This is a genomic window from Rubrivivax soli (assembly GCF_049810355.1).
Classification (GTDB): Bacteria; Pseudomonadota; Gammaproteobacteria; order Burkholderiales; family Burkholderiaceae_C; genus Rubrivivax.
The window spans coordinates 4,876,653-4,902,463 of record NZ_CP187368.1; the positions used below are offsets into that span (position 1 = coordinate 4,876,653).

Annotated in this window: 18 protein-coding genes and 1 tRNA gene; 10 read left to right on the forward strand and 9 right to left on the reverse strand. The window is 72.5% G+C overall.

Going from position 1 to position 25,811, the window contains the following annotated elements; translation table 11 throughout:
• Window positions 1-25: 25 nt before the first annotated feature.
• Window positions 26-110, reverse strand: a tRNA-Leu gene (locus ACPOLB_RS22425).
• Window positions 111-228: 118 nt separating this feature from the next.
• Here ACPOLB_RS22425 and cysM point away from each other — a divergent pair.
• The 3 genes from cysM (at window position 229) to ACPOLB_RS22440 (ending at window position 2,357) form a co-directional block, all read left to right on the forward strand.
• Window positions 229-1,149 (forward strand): cysteine synthase CysM, encoded by a 921-nt coding sequence (gene cysM / locus ACPOLB_RS22430; protein WP_425258260.1) that lies wholly within the window; start codon window positions 229-231, stop codon window positions 1,147-1,149.
• Complete coding sequence (locus tag ACPOLB_RS22435) at window positions 1,146-1,685, forward strand: NUDIX domain-containing protein (protein ID WP_425258261.1); 540 nt, start codon at window positions 1,146-1,148, stop codon at window positions 1,683-1,685. The genes cysM and ACPOLB_RS22435 overlap by 4 nt, the downstream gene beginning before the upstream one ends.
• A 114-nt stretch (window positions 1,686-1,799) precedes the next feature.
• Complete coding sequence (locus tag ACPOLB_RS22440; protein WP_425258262.1) at window positions 1,800-2,357, forward strand: hypothetical protein; 558 nt, start codon at window positions 1,800-1,802, stop codon at window positions 2,355-2,357.
• Between the two features lie 57 nt (window positions 2,358-2,414).
• Here ACPOLB_RS22440 and ACPOLB_RS22445 read toward each other — a convergent pair whose 3' ends face one another.
• The 4 genes from ACPOLB_RS22445 to ACPOLB_RS22460 form a co-directional block, all read right to left on the reverse strand.
• Entirely contained in the window at window positions 2,415-3,803 is a 1,389-nt protein-coding gene (locus ACPOLB_RS22445) for a S8 family serine peptidase (protein ID WP_425258263.1), read from the reverse strand.
• 79 nt (window positions 3,804-3,882) lie between these two features.
• Entirely contained in the window at window positions 3,883-6,825 is a 2,943-nt protein-coding gene (locus ACPOLB_RS22450; RefSeq protein WP_425258264.1) for a CHAT domain-containing protein, read from the reverse strand.
• Window positions 6,822-7,367, reverse strand: coding sequence for a hypothetical protein (locus ACPOLB_RS22455; RefSeq protein ID WP_425258265.1), 546 nt, complete (start codon window positions 7,365-7,367; stop codon window positions 6,822-6,824). Before ACPOLB_RS22455 ends, ACPOLB_RS22450 begins: the two co-directional genes overlap by 4 nt.
• An 88-nt stretch (window positions 7,368-7,455) precedes the next feature.
• Window positions 7,456-8,058 carry an RNA polymerase sigma factor gene (locus ACPOLB_RS22460; protein WP_425258266.1) on the reverse strand — a complete coding sequence of 201 codons (603 nt, stop codon included), beginning with the start codon at window positions 8,056-8,058 and terminating at the stop codon, window positions 7,456-7,458.
• Window positions 8,059-8,186: 128 nt separating this feature from the next.
• Here ACPOLB_RS22460 and ACPOLB_RS22465 point away from each other — a divergent pair, with 128 nt between their 5' ends.
• Entirely contained in the window at window positions 8,187-8,870 is a 684-nt protein-coding gene (locus ACPOLB_RS22465) for a hypothetical protein (protein ID WP_425258267.1), read from the forward strand.
• A 53-nt stretch (window positions 8,871-8,923) separates the two neighbouring features.
• Window positions 8,924-9,154: a sulfurtransferase TusA family protein gene (locus ACPOLB_RS22470; protein ID WP_425258268.1), complete on the forward strand. Its 231-nt coding sequence runs from the start codon at window positions 8,924-8,926 to the stop codon at window positions 9,152-9,154.
• 25 nt (window positions 9,155-9,179) lie between these two features.
• Here ACPOLB_RS22470 and galU read toward each other — a convergent pair whose 3' ends face one another.
• Complete coding sequence (galU, locus tag ACPOLB_RS22475; protein ID WP_425258269.1) at window positions 9,180-10,046, reverse strand: UTP--glucose-1-phosphate uridylyltransferase GalU; 867 nt, start codon at window positions 10,044-10,046, stop codon at window positions 9,180-9,182.
• Between the two features lie 83 nt (window positions 10,047-10,129).
• Here galU and ACPOLB_RS22480 point away from each other — a divergent pair, with 83 nt between their 5' ends.
• A complete protein-coding gene (locus ACPOLB_RS22480; protein WP_425258270.1) occupies window positions 10,130-11,104 on the forward strand; it encodes an NAD(P)-dependent oxidoreductase in 975 nt (324 codons plus the stop codon).
• Here the strand turns inward: ACPOLB_RS22480 and ACPOLB_RS22485 are convergent.
• Window positions 11,052-13,931: a valine--tRNA ligase gene (locus tag ACPOLB_RS22485; RefSeq protein WP_425258271.1), complete on the reverse strand. Its 2,880-nt coding sequence runs from the start codon at window positions 13,929-13,931 to the stop codon at window positions 11,052-11,054. The genes ACPOLB_RS22480 and ACPOLB_RS22485 overlap by 53 nt on opposite strands.
• Before the next feature lie 121 nt (window positions 13,932-14,052).
• Between ACPOLB_RS22485 and ACPOLB_RS22490 the strand changes: the two genes are divergently transcribed.
• A complete protein-coding gene (locus tag ACPOLB_RS22490) occupies window positions 14,053-15,444 on the forward strand; it encodes a S41 family peptidase (RefSeq protein ID WP_425258272.1) in 1,392 nt (463 codons plus the stop codon).
• Between the two features lie 28 nt (window positions 15,445-15,472).
• Here the strand turns inward: ACPOLB_RS22490 and ACPOLB_RS22495 are convergent, their stop codons facing one another.
• A complete protein-coding gene (locus tag ACPOLB_RS22495) occupies window positions 15,473-17,041 on the reverse strand; it encodes a diguanylate cyclase (RefSeq protein ID WP_425258273.1) in 1,569 nt (522 codons plus the stop codon).
• Window positions 17,038-18,015 carry a GMP reductase gene (locus tag ACPOLB_RS22500; protein WP_425258274.1) on the reverse strand — a complete coding sequence of 326 codons (978 nt, stop codon included), beginning with the start codon at window positions 18,013-18,015 and terminating at the stop codon, window positions 17,038-17,040. The genes ACPOLB_RS22495 and ACPOLB_RS22500 overlap by 4 nt, the downstream gene beginning before the upstream one ends.
• A 204-nt stretch (window positions 18,016-18,219) precedes the next feature.
• On the opposite strand from ACPOLB_RS22500, the gene ACPOLB_RS22505 reads away from it, so the two are divergent.
• The 3 genes from ACPOLB_RS22505 to ACPOLB_RS22515 all read left to right on the forward strand — a co-directional run bounded on the left by ACPOLB_RS22505 (window position 18,220) and on the right by ACPOLB_RS22515 (window position 25,809).
• Complete coding sequence (locus tag ACPOLB_RS22505; protein ID WP_425258275.1) at window positions 18,220-21,528, forward strand: PAS domain S-box protein; 3,309 nt, start codon at window positions 18,220-18,222, stop codon at window positions 21,526-21,528.
• Between the two features lie 95 nt (window positions 21,529-21,623).
• The gene (locus tag ACPOLB_RS22510) at window positions 21,624-23,513 is read left to right on the forward strand and encodes a putative bifunctional diguanylate cyclase/phosphodiesterase (protein ID WP_425258276.1); all 1,890 of its coding nucleotides are present in this window, start codon (window positions 21,624-21,626) and stop codon (window positions 23,511-23,513) included.
• Window positions 23,503-25,809, forward strand: coding sequence for a UvrD-helicase domain-containing protein (locus tag ACPOLB_RS22515; protein WP_425258277.1), 2,307 nt, complete (start codon window positions 23,503-23,505; stop codon window positions 25,807-25,809). Before ACPOLB_RS22510 ends, ACPOLB_RS22515 begins: the two co-directional genes overlap by 11 nt.
• The last annotated feature ends 2 nt before the right edge of the window (window positions 25,810-25,811 follow it).

Below are 25,811 nucleotides of genomic sequence, written 5' to 3' on the forward strand. Positions count from 1 at the left end.
GTGCTGCGGCCCGCGAGTGGCCTGCTGGTGCCCCCGGCCAGACTCGAACTGGCACGCCTTGCGGCGGCGGATTTTGAATCCGCTACGTCTACCGATTTCGTCACGGGGGCGTGAGGCGTGCACGGGGCACGCAATGCGAAAAGATTATGGCATGCACCCCCTTGGGGCCCGCGCCTGCGGCAGGGCGGCGCGACTGCCACAATTCACGGCCAACACGGAGATGCAGACATGGCTGAATCGGCCCCGCCGGCCTACATGACCCTGGAAGACGCGATCGGCAGGACGCCGCTGGTGCGACTGCAGCGCCTGCCGGGTGCAGCGATCGCCGCGCGCGGCAACGTGGTGCTGGGCAAGCTCGAAGGCAACAACCCGGCCGGCTCGGTGAAGGACCGGCCCGCCATCAGCATGATCCGCCGCGCCGAGGAGCGCGGCGAGATCCGCCCCGGCGACACGCTGATCGAGGCCACCAGCGGCAACACCGGCATCGCGCTGGCGATGGCTGCGGCGATCCGCGGCTACCGGATGCTGCTGATCATGCCGGAGGACCTGTCGGTCGAACGCGCGCAGACGATGAAGGCCTTCGGCGCCGAACTGATCCTCACGCCGCGCAGCGGCGGCATGGAGTACGCGCGCGACCTCGCCACGCAGATGCAGAAGGACGGCAAGGGCGTCGTGCTCGACCAGTTCGCCAACGCCGACAACCCGCGTGTGCACTTCGAGACTACCGGCCCCGAGATCTGGGCCGACACCGCCGGGCGCGTGACGCACTTCGTCAGCGCGATGGGCACCACCGGCACCATCACCGGCGTCTCGCGCTACCTGAAGCAGCAGAACCCGCAGGTGCGCATCGTCGGCGCGCAGCCGTCCGAAGGCTCGCGCATCCCGGGCATCCGCAAGTGGCCCGAGGCCTACCTGCCGAAGATCTACGACCCGTCGGGCGTCGACGAGCTGGTGCTGGTGAGCCAGGCCGACGCCGAGGACATGGTGCGGCGCATGGCGCGCGAGGAAGGCATCTTCGCCGGCATCTCGGCCGCCGGCGCCTGCTGGGTGGCGCTGCAGATCGCGCAGCAGGTCGAGAACGCGACCATCGTGTTCATCGTCTGCGACCGCGGCGACCGCTACCTGTCCACCGGCGTGTTCCCGGCATGAAGCACGAGGCGCGGTTCTGCCTGCACTGCGGCACCGCGCTGGCGCTGCTGACGTCCGACGAAGACGGCGGCCCGAAGGCCCGCCTGCGCTGCCCGTCCTGCGGCTGGACCCACTGGAACAACCCGACGCCGGTGCTGGCCGCGGTGATCGAGTGCGCCGACCGCGACGGCCAGCTGCTGCTGGCGCGCAACGCCGCCTGGCCGGGCCGCATGTTCGCGCTGATCACGGGCTTCATGGAAGCCGGCGAGACGCCCGAGGAGGGCATCGCGCGCGAGATCGGCGAGGAGACGGCGCTGCAGGTCGACGCGCTGCAGCTGATCGGCGTCTACGACTTCCAGCGCATGAACCAGCTCATCGTGGCCTACCACGCGGTGGCGCACGGCGAGGTGCGCCTGTCGCCCGAGCTGGCCGAGTACAAGCTGTTCGCGCCGGCCGACGTGCGCTGCTGGCGCGCCGGCACCGGCTACGCGCTGGCCGACTGGCTGCGCTCGCGTGGCCACGAGCCGCGCTTCGTCGAGCTGCCGCCACGCGGCTGAAACGTGCGCGGCGCGATGTATCGATCGCGCTGCAGACCCGTCGGTGCGGGGGTCCGGGCCACACGCCATGGGGGCGTGCCCCGGACGCCTTCGAACCACCTTCTGGAGTCTGCAATGCACACACGTCTCAACACTCGTCTGGCCCTGTTCGCGCTGGCCGCCGCCGCCTTTGCCGCACCGGCGGCCGCCGAGGAAACGATCTGCACCGGCCGCATCGGCGCGGTGTCGCTGGACAACATCTTCGTGCCCGACGGCGCCGCCTGCGTGCTCGACCGCACGCGTGCCAAGGGCAGCATCGTCGTCGGCACCGGTGCCACGCTGCAGGCCAGCAGCGTCTCGGTCAACGGCAACCTGCAGGCCGAGGGCGCGGCTGCGGTCACGGTGGCCGGCTATTCCACCTTCGGCGGCTCGGTGCAGCTGGTGCAGGGTGGCAGCGTGAGCATCACGCGCGCCCGCATCAACGGCGACCTGCAGTTCGAATCGAACCAGGGCGCGATCTCGGCCAGCGCCAACACCATCGGCGGCAGCCTGCAGGCGTTCCAGAACATCGGCGGCGCGGTGTTCGTCAACAACCGCATGAAGGGCAACATGCAGTGCAAGGAGAACGTGCCGGCGCCCACCGGCCGCGGCAACGTGGCCGCAAGCAAGGAAGACCAGTGCGCGCGGCTGTGACGGCGCGCACCTGAGTCAGCCGCGCAAGCCTGCAAGGGCTTGCGCGGCGGCCTGCCTTCAGGGGCACGCAGGGTCCGGCGCCTGCGTGTCCTCGACCGCCGCGGCGGCATCCACCTGGCGCAGCGGCGTGCCGCACAGCGCCGAGGAACGGTCCACCAGGCGCTTGGCCACGTCCAGCGGCAGCACGCTGCGAGGATCGGCGAAGCGGCCCAGCACCAGCGCAGCGGTGCCCGCGGCCAGCGGCGTCGCCATCGAGGTGCCGCTCCAGGTGGCGTAGCCGCCGCCGGGGAAGGTGCTGATGATGGCCTCGCCCGGTGCGGCGATCTGCACCCAGCTGCCGCGGTTGGAGAAGCCGGCCAGCGTGCGCTGCGCGGTGCTGGCGGCCACCGCCAGTGCGCCCGGCGCCTGCTCGGCGGCAGGGAACTGCAGTTCCTGGTCGTCGCCCGCGTTGCCGGCGGCGGCCAGCACCACGGCGCCGTGCTTGCGGCTGCAGCGCTCCTTGTCGTCGTCGTAGCCCGGATCGTTGAACGCGTCGTCGTCGTCGTCGAAGTCGCAGTCGGCCAGCGCGACAGCGGTGCGCAGCAGGTCGGTGGCGCGTGTCGTGCCCAGGCTGAGGTTGACGACGTGCGCGCCGTCGTCGGTGGCTGGGTTCGCGTCGGGGTCCACGGCCCACAGCAGGGCTTCGGCCAGCACCCACACGTTGCCGCGGCCCTGCGCATCGAGCACGCGCGCCGGCATCAGCGTCGAGCCGGGGGCCGCCAGCGCCACCAGGCCCGCCACGTGCGTGCCGTGGCCGTAGCCGGTGTCGCCGATGCCGCCGCCTTCGGCGGGGTCGGCGTCGTCGTCGACGAAGTCGCGGCCAAGCAGCGCGCCGCCCGCCGTGCGCGCCAGGCGCGGGGCCAGCGCGGGGTGGGCGAGGTCGATGCCGGTGTCGAGCACCGCCACGCGGATGCCGTTGCCGCGGCTCAGCGCGTGCGCGGCCGGCAGCCGCAGGGCCTCGGGCGCCCACTGCGTGGCGTAGGTCCCGGCGTCGCCGCCGGTGGCCCAGGGCGTGCGGCGGCGGCCCTCGGGGGTTTCGTTCTCGTAGTTCGGCTCGGCGTTCAGCACCCGCGGGTCGGCGCGCAGCGCGTCGATGACGGCTTGCGTGTCGCGCCCCGCCGGCACGCGCAGCTGCCAGATCGGCCGCTGGCCGAAGCGGTCGATGGCGGTGAGGCCGAAGTCGGCCGTGACGGCCGCAAAGTCGCTGCCGCGCAGCAGCCGCACGACGATCTCGCCCGGGAGGGCGGCGTTGTCGGCCGGGGCCGGTGGGGTGGGCGCCGGCCCGGGGGCGGGTGCAGGGGCGGGCCCCGGTGCCGCGCCGGCGCTGCCGCCGCCACCGCCGCAGGCGGCGACGGTGGCAAGCGTGGCGACGGTGGCGGCGAGCAGGCTCAGGCGGGCAGCGCGCATGGCGGGTCCTCGGCAGGGGGTTGCGATCCGGCACCGAGCGCGCGGCGGGGATGGAAATACATGGTGCCGTGCCGGCCGATCACCCGCTGCCGTGCAAGGTGAAGGCGGCCCAGTGCCACGCGTCGGGGTCGCTTGCCAGCGCCGCGCACTGCGCCAGGCGCAGCGCGGCCGCCGGGCGGCGGCCCTGCAGCAGCGCGGCATAGAAGTCGCGCATCAGCGCCGCGGTGCCGGCGTCGTCCACCGTCCACAGCGTGGCCAGCACGTTGGGGGCGCCCGCGAGCACGAAGCCGCGCACCAGGCCGACCAGTTCGTCGCCCGGTGCGATGCGGCTGAGCCCGGTCTCGCAGGCCGACAGCGTGACCAGCTGCGCCCGCAGCGGCAGCGCCGCGGCGTCGCGCAGCGTCAGCGTGCCGTCGGCCAGGTGCAGTGCCGAGAAGTACGGGCTGTCGGCGCGGAACTGGCCGTGGCAGGCCAGGTGCAGCACGTCGGCCTCGGGCAGCAGCGCATGCAGGGCCTGCAGCGTGGCGGCGTCGTCGACGCAGGCAGTGGCGCTGCCGCCGGGCTGCGCCTGGAAGGCCGCGGCCACCGCGCGCACCTCGTCGGCCACGTGCGGCAGCGCCGCGCCGCCGGTGCCCAGCGCGACCACGCGCCGCGGCGGCTGCGGGCTGGCCGGGGCCGGCCGTTGCCGCCAGGCCGCCCACAGCGCGGCACTGGGTGCGACGCACAAGGCGTGCCGCTGCACCAGGCTGCCGCTGCCGTCGTGCAGCGCGCAGAACGGCACGTAGTGCAGGTTGCCGTGCGGCACCACGACCACCTGCGCCGCGTCGCCCACCAGCGCCGCGACCGGCTGCCACAGCTGGCGGTGCAGGGCCTGCAGGTGGGCGCGTGTGCGGGCTGCGATCTGCGCCGCCCGCGCGCGCAGTGCCGGTGCGCCGAAGCGCAGCGCGTCGAGCTGGAACCGCAGCTGCGCAATGCGGTCGTCCAGGCCGTCCGCCGGCACGACCACGTGCTGCAGCGACGTGGCCGTGAGCACGCACACGACGATCTGCTGCCGGCGCGGCTGCGACGGCGGTGCGGCCGCCGCGTCCGCGCCGTCGACGCGCGTGTAGTGCACCAGCACCTCGCCGTCGCGGAGCGCCGCCTGCAGCCGTGCGGCGTCCGGCAGGGTGCCGGGTGGCTGCGCCACCGCGGCCGGACCGCCCGCTGCGGCCGTGCCGGCGGCCAGCGCGCGACGCTGCGCTTCGAGCAGGCTGCGCTCGGCGGCGTGCAGGCGCTGCTGCAGCGCCTGCGCGCGCTCGGGTTCACCCTGGGCCAGCGCCTGCTGCCACTGCCCGTGCAGCCAGTGCAGCTGCTCGCGCGCCTGCGGGTCGGTGCCGGCGGCGGTGACGGCCGCGCCGTCCCGGCCGCCGTCGCGCGCCAGCGCCGTGCGCAGCGCGGCCGAGCGGGCCCGCTCGGCACAGCGCAGCAGCAGCGCCGAGTCGGCCGGGCGGTTGTCCTGCAGCGCCAGCGCCAGCAGGCCCTCGTAGGGCGACTGCTTGTCGCTGCCGTAGGCCGTGCGGAACTCGTCGCCCGGCAGCAGCGCCCGCTGCATCTCGATGCCGGCGATGGCCTGCTCGAAGTGCCACTGCGCCTGCGTGCGCGCGCCTGCGGCGGCGGCCAGGCTGCCGAGGCCGGTGTGGCATGCCGCTGCCTGCTCGGGCAGGTGGTCGGCGCGGGCCAGCGTGTCCAGGAAGGCCGACTGCGCCGCGGCGGGCCGGCCCAGCGCCACCAGCGCGCGCGCCGCCACGATGTCGGCATCGCAGCGCCAGCCTGCCACGCCGGCGTCGGCGAACACGCGCGCTGCGGAGCGGGCCTGCTGCAGCGCGGCGTCGGCATCGACTGCGGCGACGTCGTCGCCACGCGCCAGCGCCAGTTGCGCCCGGCGCAGGTCCACCAGCCCGGCGCCGACCGCCACGCCGTGCTGCACGAAGCCCGCGTGCGCGGCGTCCAGCGCGGCCTGGGCCGACTGCAGCCGGCCCAGCCGTGCCAGCACCTGCGCGCGCTGCACCTGCGCCCACGCGCACTCCACCGGCGCGTCCTGCGCCAGGCCTTCGGCCACGGTGCGCTCGTACAGCTCCAGCGCCTCGGGCAGCAGGTTCAGCGCGAGGTAGGCATCGGCGAGGTCGCGCCGCGCTTCCGTGGCTTCGTGCGGCAGCCCGGCCTGCTCCGATTCGTGCAGCGCCGCCGTCAACGCACGCAGCGCGGCCTCGAAGCGGCCGCGGTGCAGTTCCAGCCGGCCCAGGTTGCTGTCGATCAGGCCCTGCACCGCCTCCAGGCCGGGCGCGCCGGCGCGGCGCGAGGCGGCGGCGTAGAGCTGCTGCGCGGCGTCGAAGCGGAACTGCCAGGTCAGCGCGCCGGCCAGGCCCACTTCGGCCATCAGCTGGAGTTCGTCGGCGCCCGCGGCGGCCAAGCGGGCCGCTGCGTCGCGGTAGCGCTGCTCGGCCAGTGCGTAGGCGTCGCGCCGCATCAGCATCGAGCCCAGGTTCAGCTCGACCTTGCCGGTGGACAGACCGTCGCCCAGCGCGATGAAGCGGCTGCGGGCCGCCTCGCCCACGGCCAGGGCCTCGTCGTGCCGGCCCAGCAGCGTCAGCGCGATGCCCTGCGGCAGCTGGCACTTGGCGGCCTCGTGCGCATGGCCCAGCGTCTGCAGCGCGGCCTCGGCCGCCTGCAAGGCCTGCAATGCCTCGTGCATGCGGCCTTCGGTCAGCGCGGCCAGGCCGCGGGCCCAGTGCGCCAGCGCGGCGATCGCCGGCGCGCCATCGGCCGCGTGCAACTGCTGCAGCCGCTGCGCCGCGGCGCGTGCGCCGTCGGGCTCGGTGTTCCAGCGCGCATTGCACAGCTCCTTCAGGGCCCAGGCCAGGTCCAGGCGCAGCGCGGGCGGCAGGGTGGCGGGGTCGAGGTTGCCGGCGTCCCCGTCGGTCCAGCGGCCGGCCAGGTCCCGGGCGCCGGCGGCGCCACGGTCGGCCGCGGCAGTGCCCGTCACGGGCCGGCGCCGAGGTCCAGCGCGGGCAGTTCGATCTCGGCGTCGTCGCTGCGCAGCAGCAGCGTCGCGGGGCCGGGCGGCACCGCGGACAGCAGGAACTGGCCCTGCGCGTCCAGCGCTGCTTCAGCCAGCGCGGCGCCGTCGCGCTGCAGCACCACGGCGCACGCGCCGTCGATGCCGAAGACCTGTCCGCGCAGCTGCAGCCGGCCGGCGTCGGCGGTCTCGACGCGCAGGTCGATGTCCACCGCGCCCGCGCTGCACACGATCTGCCGCGGCGCCGCCGAGGCCGAGCGCACGCCGAAGGCCAGGCCGGTGGCGGCTGCGCTGTCGAAGCTCAGCGCCGCCAGCACACGCTGGCGCAGCCCGGCGGGCGCGGCAGCCTGGGTGCGGCGCCGCTGCTGCTGCAGGCCCTGCAGCGTCTGCAGCGTGCGCTGGATCACGTGCTCGGGGGCGTCTTCCAGGGTGCGGCTGTCGCGCAGCTGGCGTTCCAGCAAGGTGTCGTCGGGGGCCGGCGGCAAGGAGGGCGGTGACTGGCGGGGCATGGCGGGCTCGCTCGGCAGGTGGTTCAGGGGTGCAACGCACGGAGCGGCAGGGCGGCGAGGAAATACATCGTGTCACACGCCCGCGTGTTCACAGGCGGGCCAGCGCCGCGCGCAGTTTGTCGAGGCATCGGGCACGGGTCGGGCCGATGCTGCCTTCGGCGATGCCCAGCCGCGCCGCGATCTCGCTGTAGGGCAGCGGCTCGTCCTGCAGGAACAGCAGTTCCAGGAACTGCCGCGCGCGGTCGTCCAGCAGCGCCAGCGCACGGCGCAGGCGGTCCTGCTGCTGCAGGTCGGACAGCAGGTCCTCCGTCAGCGGCGCCGGATGCGCAAAGCGGTCGAGCAGGTCGCCCTCGGGGCCGTCGCCGGCGTCGCTGTCGTGGCCGCCGCGTTCGGCCGCGAGGTCGACGGTGCGGCGGGCTTCGTCCAGCAGGCGCAGGCTCTCGCGCTTGGCGGTGGTGACCAGCCAGGCGCGCACGCGGCTGCCGTCCTCGATGCGGTCGATGTGCTCGAACAGCCGCGTGAAGGTGGCCTGGAACACGTCGGCCGCCTGCTCGCCCGAGAGCCCGGCGCGTCGGGGCACGGTGTAGATCAGGCGCTGGTAGCGCCGCACCAGCGTGTTCCATGCAGCGTCGCTGCCGTCGCGGCAGCGCGCCAGCAGATCGACGTCGGACAGCGCGTCGAACGGATGCATGTTGCGCTGCATGCTAGCACCGGCCCCGGGGCCGGGCGCCGATGTATCAGGCCGGCGGCAGGCCGCTCCGTGGGGCACGCAACCGACCTCGAACCCGCACCTGCGTGCCCAACCCCAAGGAGCCTTCCATGCACACCTTCCAACGCCTGATCCCCGCCGCCACCCTGGCCCTGCTGCTGGCCGCCTGCGGGGGCGGTGGCAGCGACACGCCGTCCACGACCGGCGGCACCGCCGGTGCCAGCGGCAGCAAGGGCACCGGCAGCCCGGGCAGCGGCAGCGCGCCGGTGCAGGCCACGCTGCCGCCGCTGGTGATCCCCAGCGGCCAGGAGAGCGTGACCTGCCGCGATGCGTCGATCGGCGCGCTGTCGCTGGACACCGTCGTCGTGCCCGACGGCGCCGCGTGCGAGCTGTTCGGCACGCGGCTCGTGGGCTCGATCAAGTCGGGCGCGCTGTCCACCGTGGTGGCGGTCGACGTGGCCGTCAACGGCGACCTGCAGGCCGACGGCAGCGCGCTCGTCGTCGTCGAAGGCGCGTCGTCGTTCGGCGGCTCGGTGCAGATCAAGCAGGGCGGGGCCGCCACCGTGCTGGACGCCAGCATCACCGGCGACCTGCAGCTCGACGCGATGGCCGGCTCGCTGCTGGCCGACGGCAACCGCATCGGCGGCAGCCTGCAGGCCGTGGGCAACCGCGGCGGCCTGGCGCTGTTCGACAACACGATGGACGGCAACCTGCAGTGCAAGGAGAACCAGCCCGCGCCCACGGGCAGCGGCAACGTCGCGGCCAGCAAGGAAGACCAGTGCGCCGGCCTGTGATCGGGTGAGACCCCGACGGCAGCGGCGCCGGGCGGGCCTCTAGAATCGCGGCCATGGACATCGCCAAGGAACTCGACACCCGGGGGCTCAACTGCCCGTTGCCCATCCTGAAGGCCAAGAAGGCGCTGGCCGACATGGCGGCGGGAGAGGTGCTGCGCGTGGTCAGCACCGACCCGGGATCCACGCGCGACTTCCAGGCCTTCTCGCGCCAGACGGGCAACGAACTCGTCAGCCAGACCACGGCCGACAACGGCGAGTTCGTGCACCTGCTGCGCCGCCGCTGAAGCGGCAGGCCGGCTGGCCGCCGGCCTACAGGTCCAGGCCCTGCAGGAAGGTGCGGAAGCCCGGCCCCAGTTGCGGGTGCGCCAGCGCCAGCTCGACGTTGGCTTCCAGGAAGCCTTCCTTGCTGCCGCAGTCGTAGCGCTTGCCCTCGTAGCGGTACGCAAAGACCTTCTCGCGGCGCAGCAGGCTGGCGATGCCGTCGGTGAGCTGGATCTCGCCGCCCACGCCGCGTGGCTGCGAGGCGATTTCGTGGAACACGCCCGGCGTGAGGATGTAGCGCCCGGCCACGCCCAGGCGCGACGGTGCCTGCTCGGGCGCGGGCTTCTCGACGATGCGTGTCACGTCGACCAGCCGGTCGTTGACCGGCGTGCCGGCCACGATGCCGTAGCGCCGCGTGTGTTCGGCGGGCACTTCCTGCACCGCCAGGATCGAGGCGCGCCACTCGGCGTACTGCTCGACCATCTGCTGGAGCACCGGTGGCTGGCCCACCATCAGGTCGTCGGCCAGCAGCACGGCGAAGGGCTGGTTGCCCACCAGGCGCTGGCCGCACAGCACCGCGTGGCCCAGGCCGAGGGCCTGTGCCTGGCGCACGTAGATGCACTCCATGTCGTCGGGCTTGATGCTGCGCACCACGTCGAGCAGGTCCTGCTTGTGCGCCTGCTCCAGCGCGTGCTCGAGCTCGAAGGTCATGTCGAAGTGGTCTTCGATCGGGCGCTTGTGGCGGCCGGTGACGAAGATCATCTCGCGCACGCCGGCGGCGTAGGCCTCTTCCACCGCGTACTGGATCAGCGGCTTGTCCACGACCGGCAGCATCTCCTTGGGCTGGGCCTTGGTGGCCGGGAGGAAGCGTGTGCCGAGCCCCGCCACAGGGAAAATTGCCTTCTGGATCAACATTTGCTTACCTAGAATGAGCCGGGCCAAATTCATTGTTGCATGCCACCGTGGCACGGCAATGGCGCCCGTTGCCCTGGATCTGCATGGATGTCCTGATCGTCGAACCGCTGGATGCCGAGGTGCTGCATTGGCTGGGCGAGCGCCATGCCGTGCGCTACGCGCCGCACCTGGCCGGCGAGCCCTACGAGTTCCGCCGCAGTCTGTTCCGCGTGCGCGCGATGATCGTTCCCCCCTCGGTGGCGCTGGACGCGCAGGCGGTGGGCGGCGCGCCGATGCTGCGTGCGGTGGGCCGGCTGTCCAGCGGGGCCGAGAACATCGACCTCGAAGCCTGCGCACGTGCCGGCATCGAGGTGGTCCGCCCGACCACGGCCAGCGCGGCAGCCGAGGCCGAGTTCGTGATCGGCGCGCTGTTGCAGATGTTGCGCCGCGTTCCCGTTCTCAGCGACGACGGCCTGCTCGTGGGCCGCGAACTCGGCAGCATGCGCGTCGGGCTGGTGGGCATGGCGCCCGCGGCGCGGCCGCTGGCCCAGCTGCTCGGCGCCTTCGGTGCCCAGGTCGTGGGCTACGACCCCGCGCTGCACGCGCGCGACCCGCTGTGGCAGCGCTGGGGCGTGGAGCCCACGGGCCTGCCCGAGCTGTTCGAGCGCTGCGACGCGGTGTGCGTGCTGCTGACCTACTTCTCGCGCTACCGCGGGCTGGTGGGCGAGCGGCTGCTGTCGCTGGCGCGGCCCAACCAGGTGCTGGTGAACCTGGCGCACTCGAGCCTGTTCGAGGAACAGGCGCTGGCCGACGCGCTGCGCACCGGCCGCCTGGCGGCAGCCTGGTTCGACAGCATGGAGCCCGGCATGCTCGACCCCGGCCGGCCGCTGCGCCACATCGACACGCTGCAGGTCACGCCGCGCGTGGCCAGCACGACGCTGGAATCACGCTCGCGCAGCGCCTGGAGCGTGGCGCGGCGCATCGACGAGCTGCTGGGCGGCAAGTCCTCGGACGAGGACTTCGTGATCACCGTGCGAGACGATCTCGTTGATCTCGCAGACGGGCCAGAGCCTGGCTGAAGTCGGCCAGCCGCGCCTGCTCCTGCTGCACCACGGCCGCGGGCGCGCGCGCGACGAAGCTCTCGTTGCCCAGCTTGGCCTCGGCCTTGGCGATCTCGCCTTCGAGGCGGGTGATCTCCTTGCCCAGGCGCGCCGTCTCGGCGGCGACATCGATCTCCACGTGCAGCGCCAGCCGCACCGCGCCTGACACCGCCACCGGCGCGGCCTGCGTGGCCGCATCGAAGGCCGCGGCGTCGGCCAGCACGCGCACCTCGGACAGCCGCGCCAGCGCCTGCAGCAGCGGCGCGGCGCTGGTGACGAAGCCGGCGTCGCCCAGCGTCAGCAGCGGCACCTTCTCGCCCGGCGCCAGGCCCATCTCGCTGCGCAGGTTGCGGCTGACGGCCACCACCGCCTTCAGCTGCGCCACCCAGGCGTCGGCGGCCGGGTCGACCTTCTGCAGCTGCGCCTCGGGGTAGCGCGCCTGCACGATGCTGGCGGCATCCTTGCGGCCGGCCAGCGGGGCCACCGTCTCCCACAGCTCGGCGGTGATGAACGGGCTGATCGGGTGCAGCAGGCGCAGCACGGTCTCGAGCACGCGGATCAGCGTGCGGCGCGTGGCGCGCAGCGCGGCCTCGTCGCCCGCCTTCGCGGCTTCGGCCAGCTGCACCTTGGCGATCTCGAGGTACCAGTCGCAGTACTCGTCCCACACGAAGGTGTAGATGGCGCCGGCCACGTTGTCGAGGCGGTACTCGTCGAAACCCTGCGCCACCGCGGCCTCCACGCGCTGCAGCTCGCCGCTGATCCAGCGGTCGGCGGCGCTGAAGCGCATGTAGCCGTGGAACGGGCCCGCCGGCTGCAGCACGCTGCCGTCGGCGGCCAGCACGGCCGGCGCGCACTCGGCCTTGGTGTGCTCCTTCAGCCCGCAGTCCTGGCCCTCGCAGTGCATCAGCACGAACTTGGTGGCGTTCCAGAGCTTGTTGCAGAAGTTGCGGTAGCCCTCGCAGCGCTTGCTGTCGAAGTTGATGTTGCGGCCGAGACTGGCGTAGCTGGCCATCGTGAAGCGCAGGGCATCGGCGCCGAAGCCCGGGATGCCCTGCGGGAATTCCTTCTCGGTCTCCTTGCGCACGCGCGGCGCGGTCTCGGGCCGGCGCAGGCCGGTGGTGCGCTTGTCCAGCAGCGCCGGCAACGCGATGCCGTCGATCAGGTCGACCGGATCGAGCACGTTGCCTTCGCTCTTGCTCATCTTCTTGCCCTGCGCGTCGCGCACCAGGCCGTGGATGTACACGTGGCGGAACGGCACTTGCCCGGTGAAGTGCGTCGTCATCATGATCATCCGGGCGACCCAGAAGAAGATGATGTCGAAGCCGGTCACGAGCACCGAGCTCGGCAGGAACAGGTCCTGCTCGATCGTCTTGGCCGGCCAGCCCAGCGTGCTGAAGGGCACCAGCGCCGACGAGTACCAGGTGTCGAGCACGTCCTCGTCGCGCGTCAGCGGGCCGGTGTAGCCGGCGGCCGCGGCGCGCTGGCGGGCTTCGTCCTCGTTGCGGGCGACGAAGAGCTCGCCGCCGCTGCCGTACCAGGCGGGGATCTGGTGGCCCCACCAGAGCTGGCGGCTGATGCACCAGTCCTGGATGTTGTGCATCCAGTGGTTGTAGGTGTTGACCCACTGCTCGGGCACGAAGCGCACGGCGCCGCTGTCCACCGCGTCGATGGCCTTCTGCGCGATGCTCCTGCCGTCGGCGCCGGCCTTGTTGACGGCCACGAACCACTGGTCGGTGAGCATGGGCTCCACCACCTGCCCGGTGCGCTCGCAGCGCGGCACCTGCAGCTTGTGCTTCTTCGTCTCCACCAGCAGGCCTTGCGCCTCCAGGTCGGCCACCACTTTCTTGCGCGCGACGAACCGATCCAGGCCGCGGTAGGCCTCGGGCGCATTGGCGTTGATCTTCGCCTCCAGGTCGAGCACGCCGATCATGGGCAGGCCGTGGCGCTGGCCCACCGCGTAGTCGTTCGCGTCGTGCGCGGGCGTCACCTTCACGACGCCGGTGCCGAAGGCGCGGTCGACGTAGGCGTCGGCGATCACCGGGATCAGCCGGTCGGTCAGCGGCAGCTTCACGTGCTTGCCCACCAGCGCCGTGTAGCGCTCGTCCTCGGGGTGCACCATCACCGCGGTGTCGCCCAGCAGGGTCTCGGGCCGCGTGGTCGCCACCACGACGTCGCCGCTGCCGTCTGCCAGCGGGTAGCGGATGTGCCACAGGAAGCCGTCTTCCTCTTCGCTCACGACTTCCAGGTCGGAGACCGCGCTCTTGAGCACCGGGTCCCAGCTCACCAGGCGCTGGCCGCGGTAGATCAGGCCTTCGTCGAACAGGCGCACGAAGGTCTCGGTGACGACCGCCGAGAGCTTGTCGTCCATCGTGAAGTACTCGTGGCTCCAGCTGACGCTGTCGCCCATGCGGCGCATCTGGCGCGTGATGGTGGCGCCGCTGCTGGCCTTCCAGTCCCAGACCTGGGCGACGAAGTTCTTGCGCCCCAGGTCGTGGCGCGACAGGCCGGTTTCCTGCAGCTGGCGTTCGACGACGATCTGCGTCGCGATGCCGGCGTGGTCGGTGCCGGGCACCCACAGCGTGTTGTGGCCGCGCATGCGGTGGTAACGTGTCAGCGCGTCCATGATGGTCTGGTTGAACGCGTGGCCCATGTGCAGCGTGCCGGTCACGTTGGGCGGCGGCAGCTGGATGCTGAACGACGGCCGCGACGGGTCGAGCGTCGGCGCGAAGGCGTCGCTGGCTTCCCAGACGGGGGCCCAGCGGGCCTCGATGGCGGCAGGATCGAAGGACTTGGCGAGTGCGGACATGGAGCGCTGTGACAAAGCGAGACGGTTCGACACACCGGAGCGTGTCAACGGACAAGGCGCGGGAAGAGTTTCGATTGTAGGTGGCGCCCTTTTCGGCGCGGCAGCCTTCCAGGGAGACAACATGCAGAAGACGACCACCACCACCACCACCACCACCGCCGCCCGCTGGCGCCTGCGCGCCTCGGCCGCGCTGCTGCCGCTGCTGCTGGCTGCCTGCGGCGGCGGCAGCGACGACGACACCGTCGTCTGGCCCTCGGCGCCGCTGAGCTGCAGCATCGCCGACCAGAAGCGCTGGCTCGGCGACACCTTCATGGACACCGGCTACTTCTGGAGCCGGCTGTCGCCGCGGCCCGACCCCAGCGTCTACGCAACGGTCGACGACTACTTCTACGCGCTGCTGTACACCGGCACCGACAGCCGCTTCCCCGAAGACATCTGGAGCTACACGCAGCCCACCGAGGAGTTCGAACGCTTCTTCGGCGACGGCCAGACGCTGGGCTACGGCGTCTCGGTCTCGGGCGTGGAAGCCGACGGCGACCCGAGCCGGCCGCTGTACGTGCGCTACGTCGAGCCGCTGTCGAACGCCGCCGGCAAGGTCTTCCGCGGCGACCGCGTGCTGTCGGTCAACGGCATCCCGGCGGCCGACCTGATCGCCGACGGCACTTACAGCATTCTGTCGCCCAGCACCGCCGGCCAGCAGATCACGCTGGTCGTGCGCGACACGCTGGGCGACGACTTCAGCATCACGCTCACCGCCGGCATCCACGCACTGACGCCGGTGCCCACCAGCCGCATCGTCACCTCGCTGCTCGGGCGCCGCCTGGGCTACGTGGTCGTGAAGGACATGATCAGCCAGGCCAATGCGCCGCTGGAGACGGCCTTCGCGCAGTTCCGCGCCGCGGGCGTCAGCGAAGTGGTGCTGGACCTGCGCTACAACGGCGGCGGCCTGGTCTCGGTGGGCGGCACGGTGGCCTCGTACGTGGCCGGCAGCCGCGGCAGTGGCCGCGACTACGCGCGGCTGCTCTACAACGACCAGCTGGCGGGTGAATACAACCAGAGCTTCCGCTTCACCAACCCGGCCTCGGCCGCGGGCGTGTCGCGTGTGTACGTGCTGACGGGCCCGCGCACCTGCTCGGCCAGCGAGCAGGTCATCAACGGCCTGCGCGGCGTCGGCGTGCAGGTGGTCGCCATCGGCGACACCACCTGCGGCAAGCCGGTGGGCTTCCTGCCCACCAGCGCCTGCGGCACCACGTACAGCGCGGTCAACTTCGAGTCGGTGAACGACCGCAACGAAGGCCGCTACTTCGACGGCTTCGCGCCCACCTGCGCGGTGGCCGAAGACTTCACGCAGGAACTGGGCAGCGACACCGACCCGCTGCTGGTGGCGGCCGCCGACCACAGCGACTTCGGCGCCTGCCCGGCCACCGGGCTGGCCAAGCCGCTGGCGCTGAAGGCCAAGAAGCTGCGTGGCCGCATCGAGGCGGGCGAGCGCCAGGGGATGATCGGGCGCTGAGGCACTGCCTCAGCCGCCGCTGCGGCCGTCAGGCCGCGCGCAGCACCCGGTTCTTGCCGGCGCGCTTGGCCGCGTAGAGCTGCGCGTCGGCGTCGGCCAGCAGCGCCAGCGGGCTGTCGAGCGCCGGGTGGTCGGCCAGGCCGATCGACAGCGTGACACGCAGCGCCGGGTGCACCGCGCTCCAGTCGTGGTGCTCCACGGCGTCGCGCGCGGCCTCGCAGGCGCGCTCGGCGTGCGCCGCATCGGCGTCGTCGAAGACGATGCAGAACTCCTCGCCGCCGTAGCGCGCCACCAGGTCCACGCCGCGGCAGTGCGCCTGCAGGCACTGCGCCACGCCGCGCAGCACGGCATCGCCGGCCGTGTGGCCGAAGGCGTCGTTGATGCGCTTGAAGTCGTCGATGTCGACCATCGCCACCGTCAGCGGACGGCCGCGCCGCCGCGCGGACGCGAACGTGGCGTCGAGGTGCTCGTCCAGTCGGCGGCGGTTGGCGCAGCCGGTCAGCGCGTCGGTGCGCGACAGCGCGGCCAGCCGCTCGGCTTCGAGCCGCTGCACCTGCGCGTCGTGCTGCGCGCGTTCCAGGTCGAAGCGCACCTGCAGCGCGTTCAGCGTGCGGGCCGACGTCTCGTCCAGCAGCCGCCGGTCGGCAGCGTGGAAGGCTTCGTGGTGGGCCAGCGCCTGCGCGAACTGGCCGCGCTGCTTGTACAGCCGCGACAAGGCCAGGTGGGTGGGGGCCACGTGCCTGCCGCCGCCGTCCTGCACCAGCGCCAGCACCGCCAGCAGGTCCCGCAGCGCGGCATCGGTGTCGCCCAGCGCCTGCCAGGTCTGGCCGCGCTGCAGCAGGGCCTGCGCGCGCATGTCGGGCGTGCCGTCGGCGCCCAGCAGGTCCAGCACCCGTGCCGCCGCGGCCAGCGCGTCGTCGGTGCGGCCCAGCAGCCGCAGCGGCTCGATCATGTTGGACAGCGGGCCGGCGGCCAGTGCCGGCGGGCCGACGGCCTCGCTCAGCGCCACCGCCTGCTGCAGGTGCTGCACGGCCTCGTCGGCGCGGCCCAGGTTCTTGCACGCGATGCCCATGTTGCACAGCGCCCCGGCCTCCAGCGCATGCTCGCCCGAGGCGGCGTAGGCCTGGCGCGCCTGGCTGTAGTGCTCCAGTCCGCCGGCGTGGTCGCCGCGGCGCGAGCGCACCACGCCGACGCTGAGCAGCGCGTCGGCCAGGCGGCCCGGGTCGCCGAGTTCGCGCGCCAGCGCCGCCGACTGGCTGGCCCACGACAGCGCCTCGGCCAGGTCGTTCATCTGCTCGTGCGTGGCGCTCAGCGCCCGCGTCAGGTCCACGCGCAGCAGCGAGTTGCCCGCCGGCAGCGCGGCCAGGCCCGCATGCAGCGCGATCAGCGAGGCGCCGTACTGGCCGGCCAGCGCCAGCGCGTAGCCGCGCACCTTGGCCACCGTGGCGTGCTGCTCGGCCGTGGCGCCGTCGCCGGCCGCGGCCAGCGCCTGGGACGCGAGCCGGTCGGCCTCGGCCGGTGCCTGGTGGTACAGGCGCTGCGCCGCGGCCAGCAGCGCGGCGTAGCCGTCGCCTGCGGGTGCCGTCGCGCCGCTCACATGAACAGGTGTTCGCCGGCGTTCTCGCCGCCCAGGATCACGTAGTTCACCTTCTTCAGGTCGGCCAGCATGCGCCCGCCGGCATAGCTGATGCTGCTCTGCACGTCTTCGCGCATCTCGCGCAGCGTGTCGGACAGATGGCCCTTGATCGGCTCCAGGATGCGCTTGCCCTCGACGTGCTTGTACTCGCCCTTGTTGAAGTCGCTGGCCGAGCCGTAGTACTCCTTGTAGCGCTTGCCGTCGACCTCGACGGTGGCGCCCGGGCTCTCCTCGTGTCCCGCGAACAGCGAGCCGATCATCACCATCGCCGCGCCGAAGCGCACGCTCTTGGCGATGTCGCCGTGGTGGCGGATGCCGCCGTCGGCGATGATGGGTTTGGTCGCGACGCGGGCGCACCACTTCAGCGCGCTGAGCTGCCAGCCGCCGGTGCCGAAGCCGGTCTTCAGCTTCGTGATGCAGACCTTGCCCGGGCCCACGCCCACCTTGGTGGCGTCGGCGCCCCAGTTCTCCAGGTCGATCACCGCCTCGGGCGTGGCCACGTTGCCGGCGATCACGAAGGTCTGCGGCAGCTTCGTCTTGATGTGCTCGATGGCGCGGCGCACGCTCTCGGCGTGGCCGTGCGCGATGTCGATGGTGATGTAGTCGGCGCCCACGCCCTCGGCCGCCAGGCGGTCGATGACGGCGAAGTCGGCCGGCTTGACGCCCGAGCTGAGGCTGACGAACAGGCCCTTGTCGCGCATGCGGCGCGCGAACGCGACGTTGTCGAGATCGAAGCGGTGCATCACGTAGAAGTGGCCGCTGCGTGCCAGCATCTCGGCGATCGGCTCGTCGAGCACCGTCTTCATGTTGGCAGGCACCACCGGCAGCTGGAAGCGGCGGCCGCCGAACTCCACCGAGGGGTCGCACTCGCTGCGGCTGTCGACGCGGCACTTGCGCGGCAGCAGCAGGATGTTGTCGTAGTCGAAGATTTCCATGGTCAGGCTCCAAGAGGGATGGGAAAGCACTTGACCTGGCAGTCGCCGGCGGCGGCGAGAAGCCATCGCAGGGATGGGCCGCCAATCCAGCCGGGCGCCAGAATTTGGGCCCGGTGCGGCATTCTACGCGGCCACGGTTTGCGCCAATGGTGGCGCCTGAGACGGCGTGTTACGCTGAAATACAAGATTCAACATCGCGGTTGCATGCCCGGACCCGTGGATGACCTCAGGCGACGACAGCGCCAGGAGTGGTGGGCGCTGGCCATGGTGCTGCTGGGCGTGGCGCTGCTGGTCGCCGCGCTGCGCTGGAACGCCCGCGAGCAGATCGAGCAGTCCGAGGGCCAGCGTCTGGACGTGCAGGCGCGCGCGGTGCAGGAGATCCTCTCGCGCCAGATCGAGTCGGTGCATGCGGCACTGCAGGGAGTGCGCGAGCACACCCCGGCCTGGCGCAGTGGCGACTTCGCGTCGAACGCCTCGCGCCGCCTCAAGGCCCTGACCGACGCCATCCCCGGCCTGGCGATGCTGGCGCTGCTGGACCAGCGCGGCACCGCGCTGGCCTCGAGCCGGCTCACGATGATCGGCACCGACCTGAGCACGCGTGCGACCGTCGCCGCCGACCGCATGGTGGCACTGGGGCCGCCGCGCCGCGACGCCACCGGGCAGATCTCGGTCGACCTGGTGATGCCGTTGCCGGCCGCCGAAGGCGGGGGCAGCGTCATCGCGACGCTGGACGCGGAGTACTTCCGTCTCGTGATGCGCTCGGTGCTGTACGCGCCCGACATGCGCGTCGGGCTCGTGCACGGCAGCGGCTCGCTCGTCATGTTCGAGCCGCCGATGGCCCGTGCCGAGGGCTACGACGTGCGGCGCCCCGGCACGGTGTTCCAGCGCCATGTGCAGAGCGGGCGCGACAGCAACCTGTTCCTGGCCCAGGTGCTGATCACCGGCGACCTGCGCCACGTCAGCGTGCGCACGCTGCGGCCGCAGGGGGTGCCGATCGACCCGCCCCTGGTGCTGGCCGTCAGCCGCGACGCTGCCGCCGTGCTCGCGCCCTGGCGCGAGCAGACGCAGTGGGTGGCGGCGACGTACATGCTCTTCGTGGGCGGCATGGCGCTGGCGCTGGCGCTGCTGCAGAAGCGCCAGCGTGCGCTGCACCAGCTGCAGCTGCAGGCCGACACGCGCCAGCGCGCCGAGGCCGAGCGCCTGGCCCTGGCCCTCAGCGGCGCCGATCTGGGCATGTGGGACCTGGACATGACCAGCCGGAGCCTGACCATCAACGCGCGCTGGGCGCAGATCCTGGGCCGCGAGCACGCCGATGTCGGCAGCGACTTCGAGGACTGGCGCGCGCTGGTGCATCCCGAGGACCTCGAGCGCGTGGAAGCGCTGCTCCAGAACCACCTCGACGGCCACAGCGCGCTGTACGAGGCGGTCTACCGGATGCGCCACCGCGACGGCCGCTGGGTCTGGATCCTGGCGCGCGGCCAGGTGCTGGAGCGCAGCGCCGCGGGCCAGCCGCTGCGCATGCTGGGCACGCACCAGGACCTGACGCAGCGCGTCGAGGCCGAGCAGGCGCTGCGCGACCGCGAGCGCCAGCTGCGCACCGTGGCCGACGCCGTGCCGGGGCCGGTGTCGCGCGTCGACCGCGCGGGCCGCTACCTGTTCACCAATGCCGCCTACGAACGCTGGTTCGGCGGCGGACGTGCCAGCCTGGTCGGGGTGCTGCAGCGCGAGGTGCTGGGCGACAAGCGCTACGCCCTGATCGAGCCGTACCTGCAGCGCGCGCTGGCCGGCGAGAGCGTGAGCTACGAGACCCCCGTGCGCACCGGCGACGGCGTGCTGCGCTGGGCGCTGGTGACGCTGGTGCCCGACCGCGACGCCGGCGGCGCGGTGTGCGGGCACTTCACCGTGCTCTACGACATCAGCGACCGCAAGCGTGCAGAGGACGCGCTGCGCAGCAGCGAGGGCAAGTCGCGCGCGCTGCTGGAGAACCTGATGATCGGCGTCGTCGTGCACGACGCCAACACCCAGGTGCTCGAGGCCAACCCCGCCGCCTGCCGGTTGCTCGGGCTGAGCCTGGAGCAACTGCGCGGGGCGGTGGCGGTCGACCCGCGCTGGCAGTTCGTCGAGGAAGACGGCCGCCCGATGCCGATAGCGCGGTTCCCGGTGGCCCAGGTGGCCACCAGCGGCCAGCCGCTGAGCAACCTGGTCGGGGGCATCCTGCGTCCCGGCCAGCAGCAGCCGACCTGGGTGCTGTGCAACGCCTTCCCGATGCGCACCGCAGCCGGCCAGCTCGACCAGATCCTGGTGACCTTCCTCGACATCACCGACCGCCGGCGCGCCGATCTCGAACGCCAGACGCTCGAACGCCAGCTGCGCGAGTCGCAGCGCATGGAGTCGATCGGCACGCTGGCCGGCGGCATCGCGCACGACTTCAACAACATCCTGGCTGCCATCCTGGGCAACGTGGCGTTGGCGCGCCAGGACGTGGGCGTGGCGCATCCGGCACAGACCAGCCTGGCGCAGATCCAGCGCGCCGGCCTGCGCGCGCGGGCGCTGGTGCAGCAGATCCTGACGTTCAGCAGCCGGCGCGACCCCGGCCTGCTGCAGGTGCAGCCGCTCGGGGCCATCGTCGAGGAGACGATGTCGCTGCTGCGCGCGACGCTGCCGGCCACGGTGCGGCTGGAGGCCGTGGCCTGCGACGACGACGTGCCGGTGCGAGCCGACGCCACGCAGGTGCAGCAGGTGCTGATGAACCTGGCCACCAACGCCTGGCACGCCCTGCCGGGCAGTGGTGGCCGCATCGAGATCGGCATCGCGCGGCTCGACGCGGTGGCCGCGGCGGCGCTTGCGCTGCAGGGCCTGCCGGCCGGCCCGCTGGCGCACCTGTGGGTGCGCGACAACGGCAGCGGCATGGACGCGGCGACGCGCGCGCGCATCTTCGATCCCTTCTTCACCACCAAGCCGGTGGGCCTGGGCACCGGGCTCGGGCTGTCGGTGGTGCACGGCATCGTGCGCGCGCACCAGGGGGCGATCGACGTCGACAGCGCCCCCGGCCAGGGCAGCTGCTTCCACCTGTACTTCCCGTCGCCCGAGGGCACCGCCGACCGCAGCGGCGACGACGCCGACGACGACAGCAGCACCGACGGCGGCGGGCGCCGCGTGCTGCTGGTGGACGACGACGAGGTCGTGGTGCTGATGGCCGAGCGGCTGCTGCAGCGCGCCGGCTACGAGGTCAGCAGCTGCGGGCGGTCGGGCGACGCGCTGGCCCGCGTGGCGGCCGACCCGCAGGCCTTCGATGTCGTCGTCACCGACTTCAACATGCCCGAGATGTCGGGGCTGGAGCTGGCCAGCGCCCTGCACCAGCTGCGGCCCGACCTGCCGCTGGTGCTGAGCTCGGGCCTGATGTCCGAGGCGCTGCGAGAGCAGGCGCGCCAGGTCGGCGTGCGCGTGGTGCTGAAGAAGGAGAACAGCGTCGACGAGCTGGCCGACGCGGTGGCGCGCGCCCTCGCGGGCTGAACCGCCGTCCGCCGCGCAACGGCGCCGGCTCAAGTTCGCCGCCGCCGCTGCCGACAACAGCGTGATGCGGTCGCGGGACCGCCCATGCCGTTCCGATGCCCAAGCCCTCAACCACCGACGGTTCGCAGCCCAGCAGGCCGGGGCGCCCGCCGCCTGCCGCTCCGGCCGGATGGAAGCAGCGCCTGCGCCTGGCGCTGGACGTGCTGCGCGGTCGGCCGGTGCCGCCCCCGCCGCCGCGGCGCTCCGCGGGAACGGCGGGCGCGCACCAGCTGCTGCACCTGTTCGAGCATTCCGAATGCGGGCTGCTCACCTGCCGCGGTGACGGCAGCGTGCTGCTGTGCAGTCCGGTCGCCGCCGAGCTGCTGGGCACGGAGGCCGCGGCCGTGCGCGGCACGCCGGTCAGCCGCTGGCTGGCGCCCCTGGCGGCCGCGTCCGACGCGGCCGTGTTCGGCAGCGGGCAGTGGGAGACGCTGGCGCAGCGCGCCGACGGCAGCAGCTTCCCGGTGGAGCTCACCGCCAGCCAGACGCGCATGGACGGCATCGAGCAGCGCATCCTGATCGTGCGCGACATCACCGACCGCAAGCTGACCCAGGAGCGCCTGAGCTTCCTGGCCAACTACGACAGCCTCACCGGACTGCCCAACCGCAGCCTGTTCCGCGACCGCCTCGCGCAGGCGATGGCGCGGGCCCGGCGCCAGAACAGCCCGATGGCGCTGATGTTCCTGGACCTCGACAACTTCAAGGTCATCAACGACAGCCTGGGCCACGCGGTGGGTGACCAGCTGCTGCGCCACGTGGCCGAGGCGGTCAAGAGCTGCCTGCGCGACGTGGACAGCGTGGTGCAGCGCGGCAGCGCCGCCGGCGAGGGCGGCTACACCGTGTCGCGCCTGGGCGGCGACGAGTTCACCGTGATCGCCGAGCAGCTGGCCAGCGCCGAGGACGCCGCGCTGGTGGCGCGCCGCATCCTCGACGCGCTGGCACGCCCCTATCGCATGCTCGACAACGAGCTCTACGTCTCGGCCAGCATCGGCATCACGATGTACCCGGCCGACGACGCCGACCTCGACGGCCTGGTGCGCCACACCGACATGGCCATGTACCGCGCCAAGGCCATGGGGCGCGGCACCTACGCCTTCTACAGCGACGAGCTCAGCGCCGAGGTGGCGGCGCGGCTGAAGATGGAGAACGACCTGCGCCGCGCGGTCGAGCAGCGCGAGTTCGTGCTGTTCTACCAGCCCAAGGCCGACCTGGCCACCGGCCGCATCACCGGGGTCGAGGCCCTGGTGCGCTGGAACTGCCCGGGCCGCGGCATGGTGCCGCCCGACCGCTTCATCGGCGTGCTGGAGGACAGCGGCCTGATCCTGGCGGCCGGCGCCTGGATCCTGCGCACCGCCTGCCAGCAGCTGGCGGCCTGGGACCGCGCCGGCCTGCCGGTGCTGGATCTGGCGGTGAACCTGTCGGCGCGGCAGTTCGGCGACCCGACGCTGGCGGGCTTCATCACCGACACGCTGCGCGAGACCGGCATCGACCCGGCGCGGCTGGAACTGGAGCTGACCGAGCGCCTGGTGATGGCCGACAGCGAGGCCAACCGCGCCGTGCTGGCGACGCTGGCGCAACTGGGCGTGCGGGTGGCGATGGACGACTTCGGCACCGGGCACTCGTCGCTGAGCTACCTCAAGCGCTTCGACATCGACACGCTGAAGATCGACCGCAGCTTCGTCAGCGAGGTCCCGCACGACCCCGAGGACAGCGCCATCGCCACCGCCATCGTGCGCATGGGCCACAGCCTGAAGATGAAGGTGGTGGCCGAAGGCGTGGAGACCGAGGAGCAGGCCGACTTCCTGCGCGCGCTGGGCTGCGACGAGATCCAGGGCTACCTGCTTGGCCGGCCGATGCCCGCGCCGCAGCTGGTGGAGTGGCTGTGGGCCCGCGCCCGCGGCAGCCTGGCGCGGCCCGCGCTCCTAGAATCCGCGGATGCATCCTGATGACGAGCGACTGCTTCGCAACCTGAACCCGGAACAGCTCGCCGCCGTCACGCTGCCGGCGGTGCCGGCGCTGATCCTCGCCGGCGCGGGCTCGGGCAAGACCCGGGTGCTGACCACGCGCATCGCCTGGCTGCTGCAGACCGGCCAGGTCTCGCCCGGCGGCGTCATGGCCGTGACCTTCACGAACAAGGCCGCCAAGGAGATGCTGACGCGGCTGTCCGGCATGCTGCCGGTGGCCGTGCGCGGCATGTGGATCGGCACCTTCCACGGGCTGTGCAACCGCTTCCTGCGGGCGCACTGGAAGCTGGCCGGGCTGGCCCAGGGCTTCCAGATCCTCGACAGCGGCGACCAGCTCAGCGCCGTCAAGCGTGTCATCAAGGGGATGAACCTCGACGAGGAGCGCTTCGTGCCCAAGCAGGTCACGTGGTTCATCGCCGGCAGCAAGGAGGACGGCCTGCGCCCGCGCGACGTGGAAGTGCGCGACGAGCAGACGCGCAAGCTGGTCGAGATCTACCAGGCCTACGACGACCAGTGCCAGCGCGAGGGCGTGGTCGACTTCGCCGAGCTGCTGCTGCGCACCTACGAGCTGATGCGCGACAACGACGCGCTGCGCGAGCACTACCAGCGCCGCTTCCACCACGTGCTGGTCGACGAATTCCAGGACACCAACAAGCTGCAGTACGCGTGGCTGAAGATGTTCGCACCGCCCGGCAGAGAGCAAGGCGTCTTCGCGGTCGGCGACGACGACCAGAGCATCTACGCCTTCCGCGGCGCGCGCGTGGGCAACATGGCCGACTTCGAGCGTGAGTACCGCGTGCCGCAGGTCATCAAGCTGGAACAGAACTACCGCAGCTTCGGCAACATCCTCGACGCCGCCAACGCGCTGATCGAGCACAACACGCAGCGCCTGGGCAAGCAGCTGCGCACCGACGCCGGCCCTGGCGAGCCGCTGCGCGTGTTCGAGGCGACCAGCGACTACGCCGAGGCGCAATGGTTCCTGGAAGAGGCGCAGCAGCTGCACCGCAGCGGCGTGCCGCGCAGCGAGATCGCGCTGCTGTACCGCAGCAACGCGCAGAGCCGCATCATCGAGAGCGCGCTGTTCAACGCCGGCGTGCCCTACCGCGTGTACGGCGGCCTGCGCTTCTTCGAGCGCGCCGAGGTCAAGCACGCGCTGGCCTATCTGCGGCTGCTGGAGAACGCCAACGACGACACCAGCTTCCTGCGCGTGGTGAACTTCCCCACGCGCGGCATCGGCGCGCGCAGCATCGAGCAGCTGCAGGACGTGGCGCGGCAGTCGGGCCGCAGCCTCGCCCAGAGCGTGGGCGCGGTGCCTGGCAAGGCGGGGGCCAACCTGCAGGCCTTCGTGGCGCTGGTCGACGGCATGCGCCAGGCCACCACGGGGTTGACGCTGCGGCAGATCATCGACCACGTGCTGCACGCCACGGGCCTGCTCGACTTCTACCGCACCGAGAAGGAAGGCCAGGACCGCATCGAGAACCTCGAGGAGCTGGTCAACGCCGCCGAGAGCTTCGTGACGCAGGAAGGCTTCGGCAAGGACGCCGTGGCGCTGCCGGTGGACGAACAGTCGCCCGCCGCCGCGCCGGTGCCCGACGCCGAGACGGGCGAGATCATGTCGCCGCTGGCCGCCTTCCTCACGCACGCCTCGCTGGAGGCGGGCGACAACCAGGCCCAGGCCGGTGCCGACGCGATCCAGCTGATGACCGTGCACAGCGCCAAGGGCCTGGAGTTCGACGCCGTGTTCATCACCGGCATCGAGGAAGGCCTGTTCCCGCACGAGCAGAGCCTGTCCGACGCCGACGGCGTGGAAGAGGAGCGACGGCTGATGTACGTGGCCATCACGCGCGCGCGCAAGCGGCTGTACCTGAGCTTCAGCCAGACCCGCATGCTGCACGGCCAGACGCGCTACAACGTGAAGAGCCGCTTCTTCCAGGAACTGCCCGAGGCCACGCTGAAGTGGCTGACGCCCAAGGCCCAGGCCTTCGGCTCGGGCTTCGCGCGTGACTACCAGCAGGCCTGGCAGCGCGGCAGCGGCCTGGGCAGCATCGTCGGCGCCGGCCGCGTGGACGCTGCGCCGCCGGCCCCGCCGACGCTCGTGCCCAAGGAGGCGCCCGGCGGCCTGCGCGTGGGCCAGAGCGTGTTCCACACCAAGTTCGGCGAAGGCGTGGTGCTGACGCTCGAAGGCAAGGGCGACGACGCCCGCGCGCAGGTGAATTTCGGACGCCACGGCATGAAATGGCTGCTGCTGGCGATGGCCAAGCTGACCCCCGTGGAGTGACG

Excerpts from the sequence above, each read along its gene's own strand:
- ACPOLB_RS22490 (WP_425258272.1), top strand. The coding sequence starts at position 14,053 with ATGCAGAAGACGACCACCACCACCACCACCACCACCGCCGCCCGCTGG.
- galU (WP_425258269.1), bottom strand. The coding sequence starts at position 10,046 with ATGTTGATCCAGAAGGCAATTTTCCCTGTGGCGGGGCTCGGCACACGC.
- ACPOLB_RS22470 (WP_425258268.1), top strand. The coding sequence starts at position 8,924 with ATGGACATCGCCAAGGAACTCGACACCCGGGGGCTCAACTGCCCGTTG.
- ACPOLB_RS22435 (WP_425258261.1), top strand. The coding sequence starts at position 1,146 with ATGAAGCACGAGGCGCGGTTCTGCCTGCACTGCGGCACCGCGCTGGCG.
- ACPOLB_RS22500 (WP_425258274.1), bottom strand. The coding sequence starts at position 18,015 with ATGGAAATCTTCGACTACGACAACATCCTGCTGCTGCCGCGCAAGTGC.
- ACPOLB_RS22515 (WP_425258277.1), top strand. The coding sequence starts at position 23,503 with ATGCATCCTGATGACGAGCGACTGCTTCGCAACCTGAACCCGGAACAG.
- ACPOLB_RS22465 (WP_425258267.1), top strand. The coding sequence starts at position 8,187 with ATGCACACCTTCCAACGCCTGATCCCCGCCGCCACCCTGGCCCTGCTG.
- ACPOLB_RS22510 (WP_425258276.1), top strand. The coding sequence starts at position 21,624 with ATGCCCAAGCCCTCAACCACCGACGGTTCGCAGCCCAGCAGGCCGGGG.
- cysM (WP_425258260.1), top strand. The coding sequence starts at position 229 with ATGGCTGAATCGGCCCCGCCGGCCTACATGACCCTGGAAGACGCGATC.
- ACPOLB_RS22480 (WP_425258270.1), top strand. The coding sequence starts at position 10,130 with ATGGATGTCCTGATCGTCGAACCGCTGGATGCCGAGGTGCTGCATTGG.
- ACPOLB_RS22440 (WP_425258262.1), top strand. The coding sequence starts at position 1,800 with ATGCACACACGTCTCAACACTCGTCTGGCCCTGTTCGCGCTGGCCGCC.
- ACPOLB_RS22455 (WP_425258265.1), bottom strand. The coding sequence starts at position 7,367 with ATGCCCCGCCAGTCACCGCCCTCCTTGCCGCCGGCCCCCGACGACACC.
- ACPOLB_RS22485 (WP_425258271.1), bottom strand. The coding sequence starts at position 13,931 with ATGTCCGCACTCGCCAAGTCCTTCGATCCTGCCGCCATCGAGGCCCGC.
- ACPOLB_RS22505 (WP_425258275.1), top strand. The coding sequence starts at position 18,220 with ATGCCCGGACCCGTGGATGACCTCAGGCGACGACAGCGCCAGGAGTGG.
- ACPOLB_RS22445 (WP_425258263.1), bottom strand. The coding sequence starts at position 3,803 with ATGCGCGCTGCCCGCCTGAGCCTGCTCGCCGCCACCGTCGCCACGCTT.
- ACPOLB_RS22460 (WP_425258266.1), bottom strand. The coding sequence starts at position 8,058 with ATGCATCCGTTCGACGCGCTGTCCGACGTCGATCTGCTGGCGCGCTGC.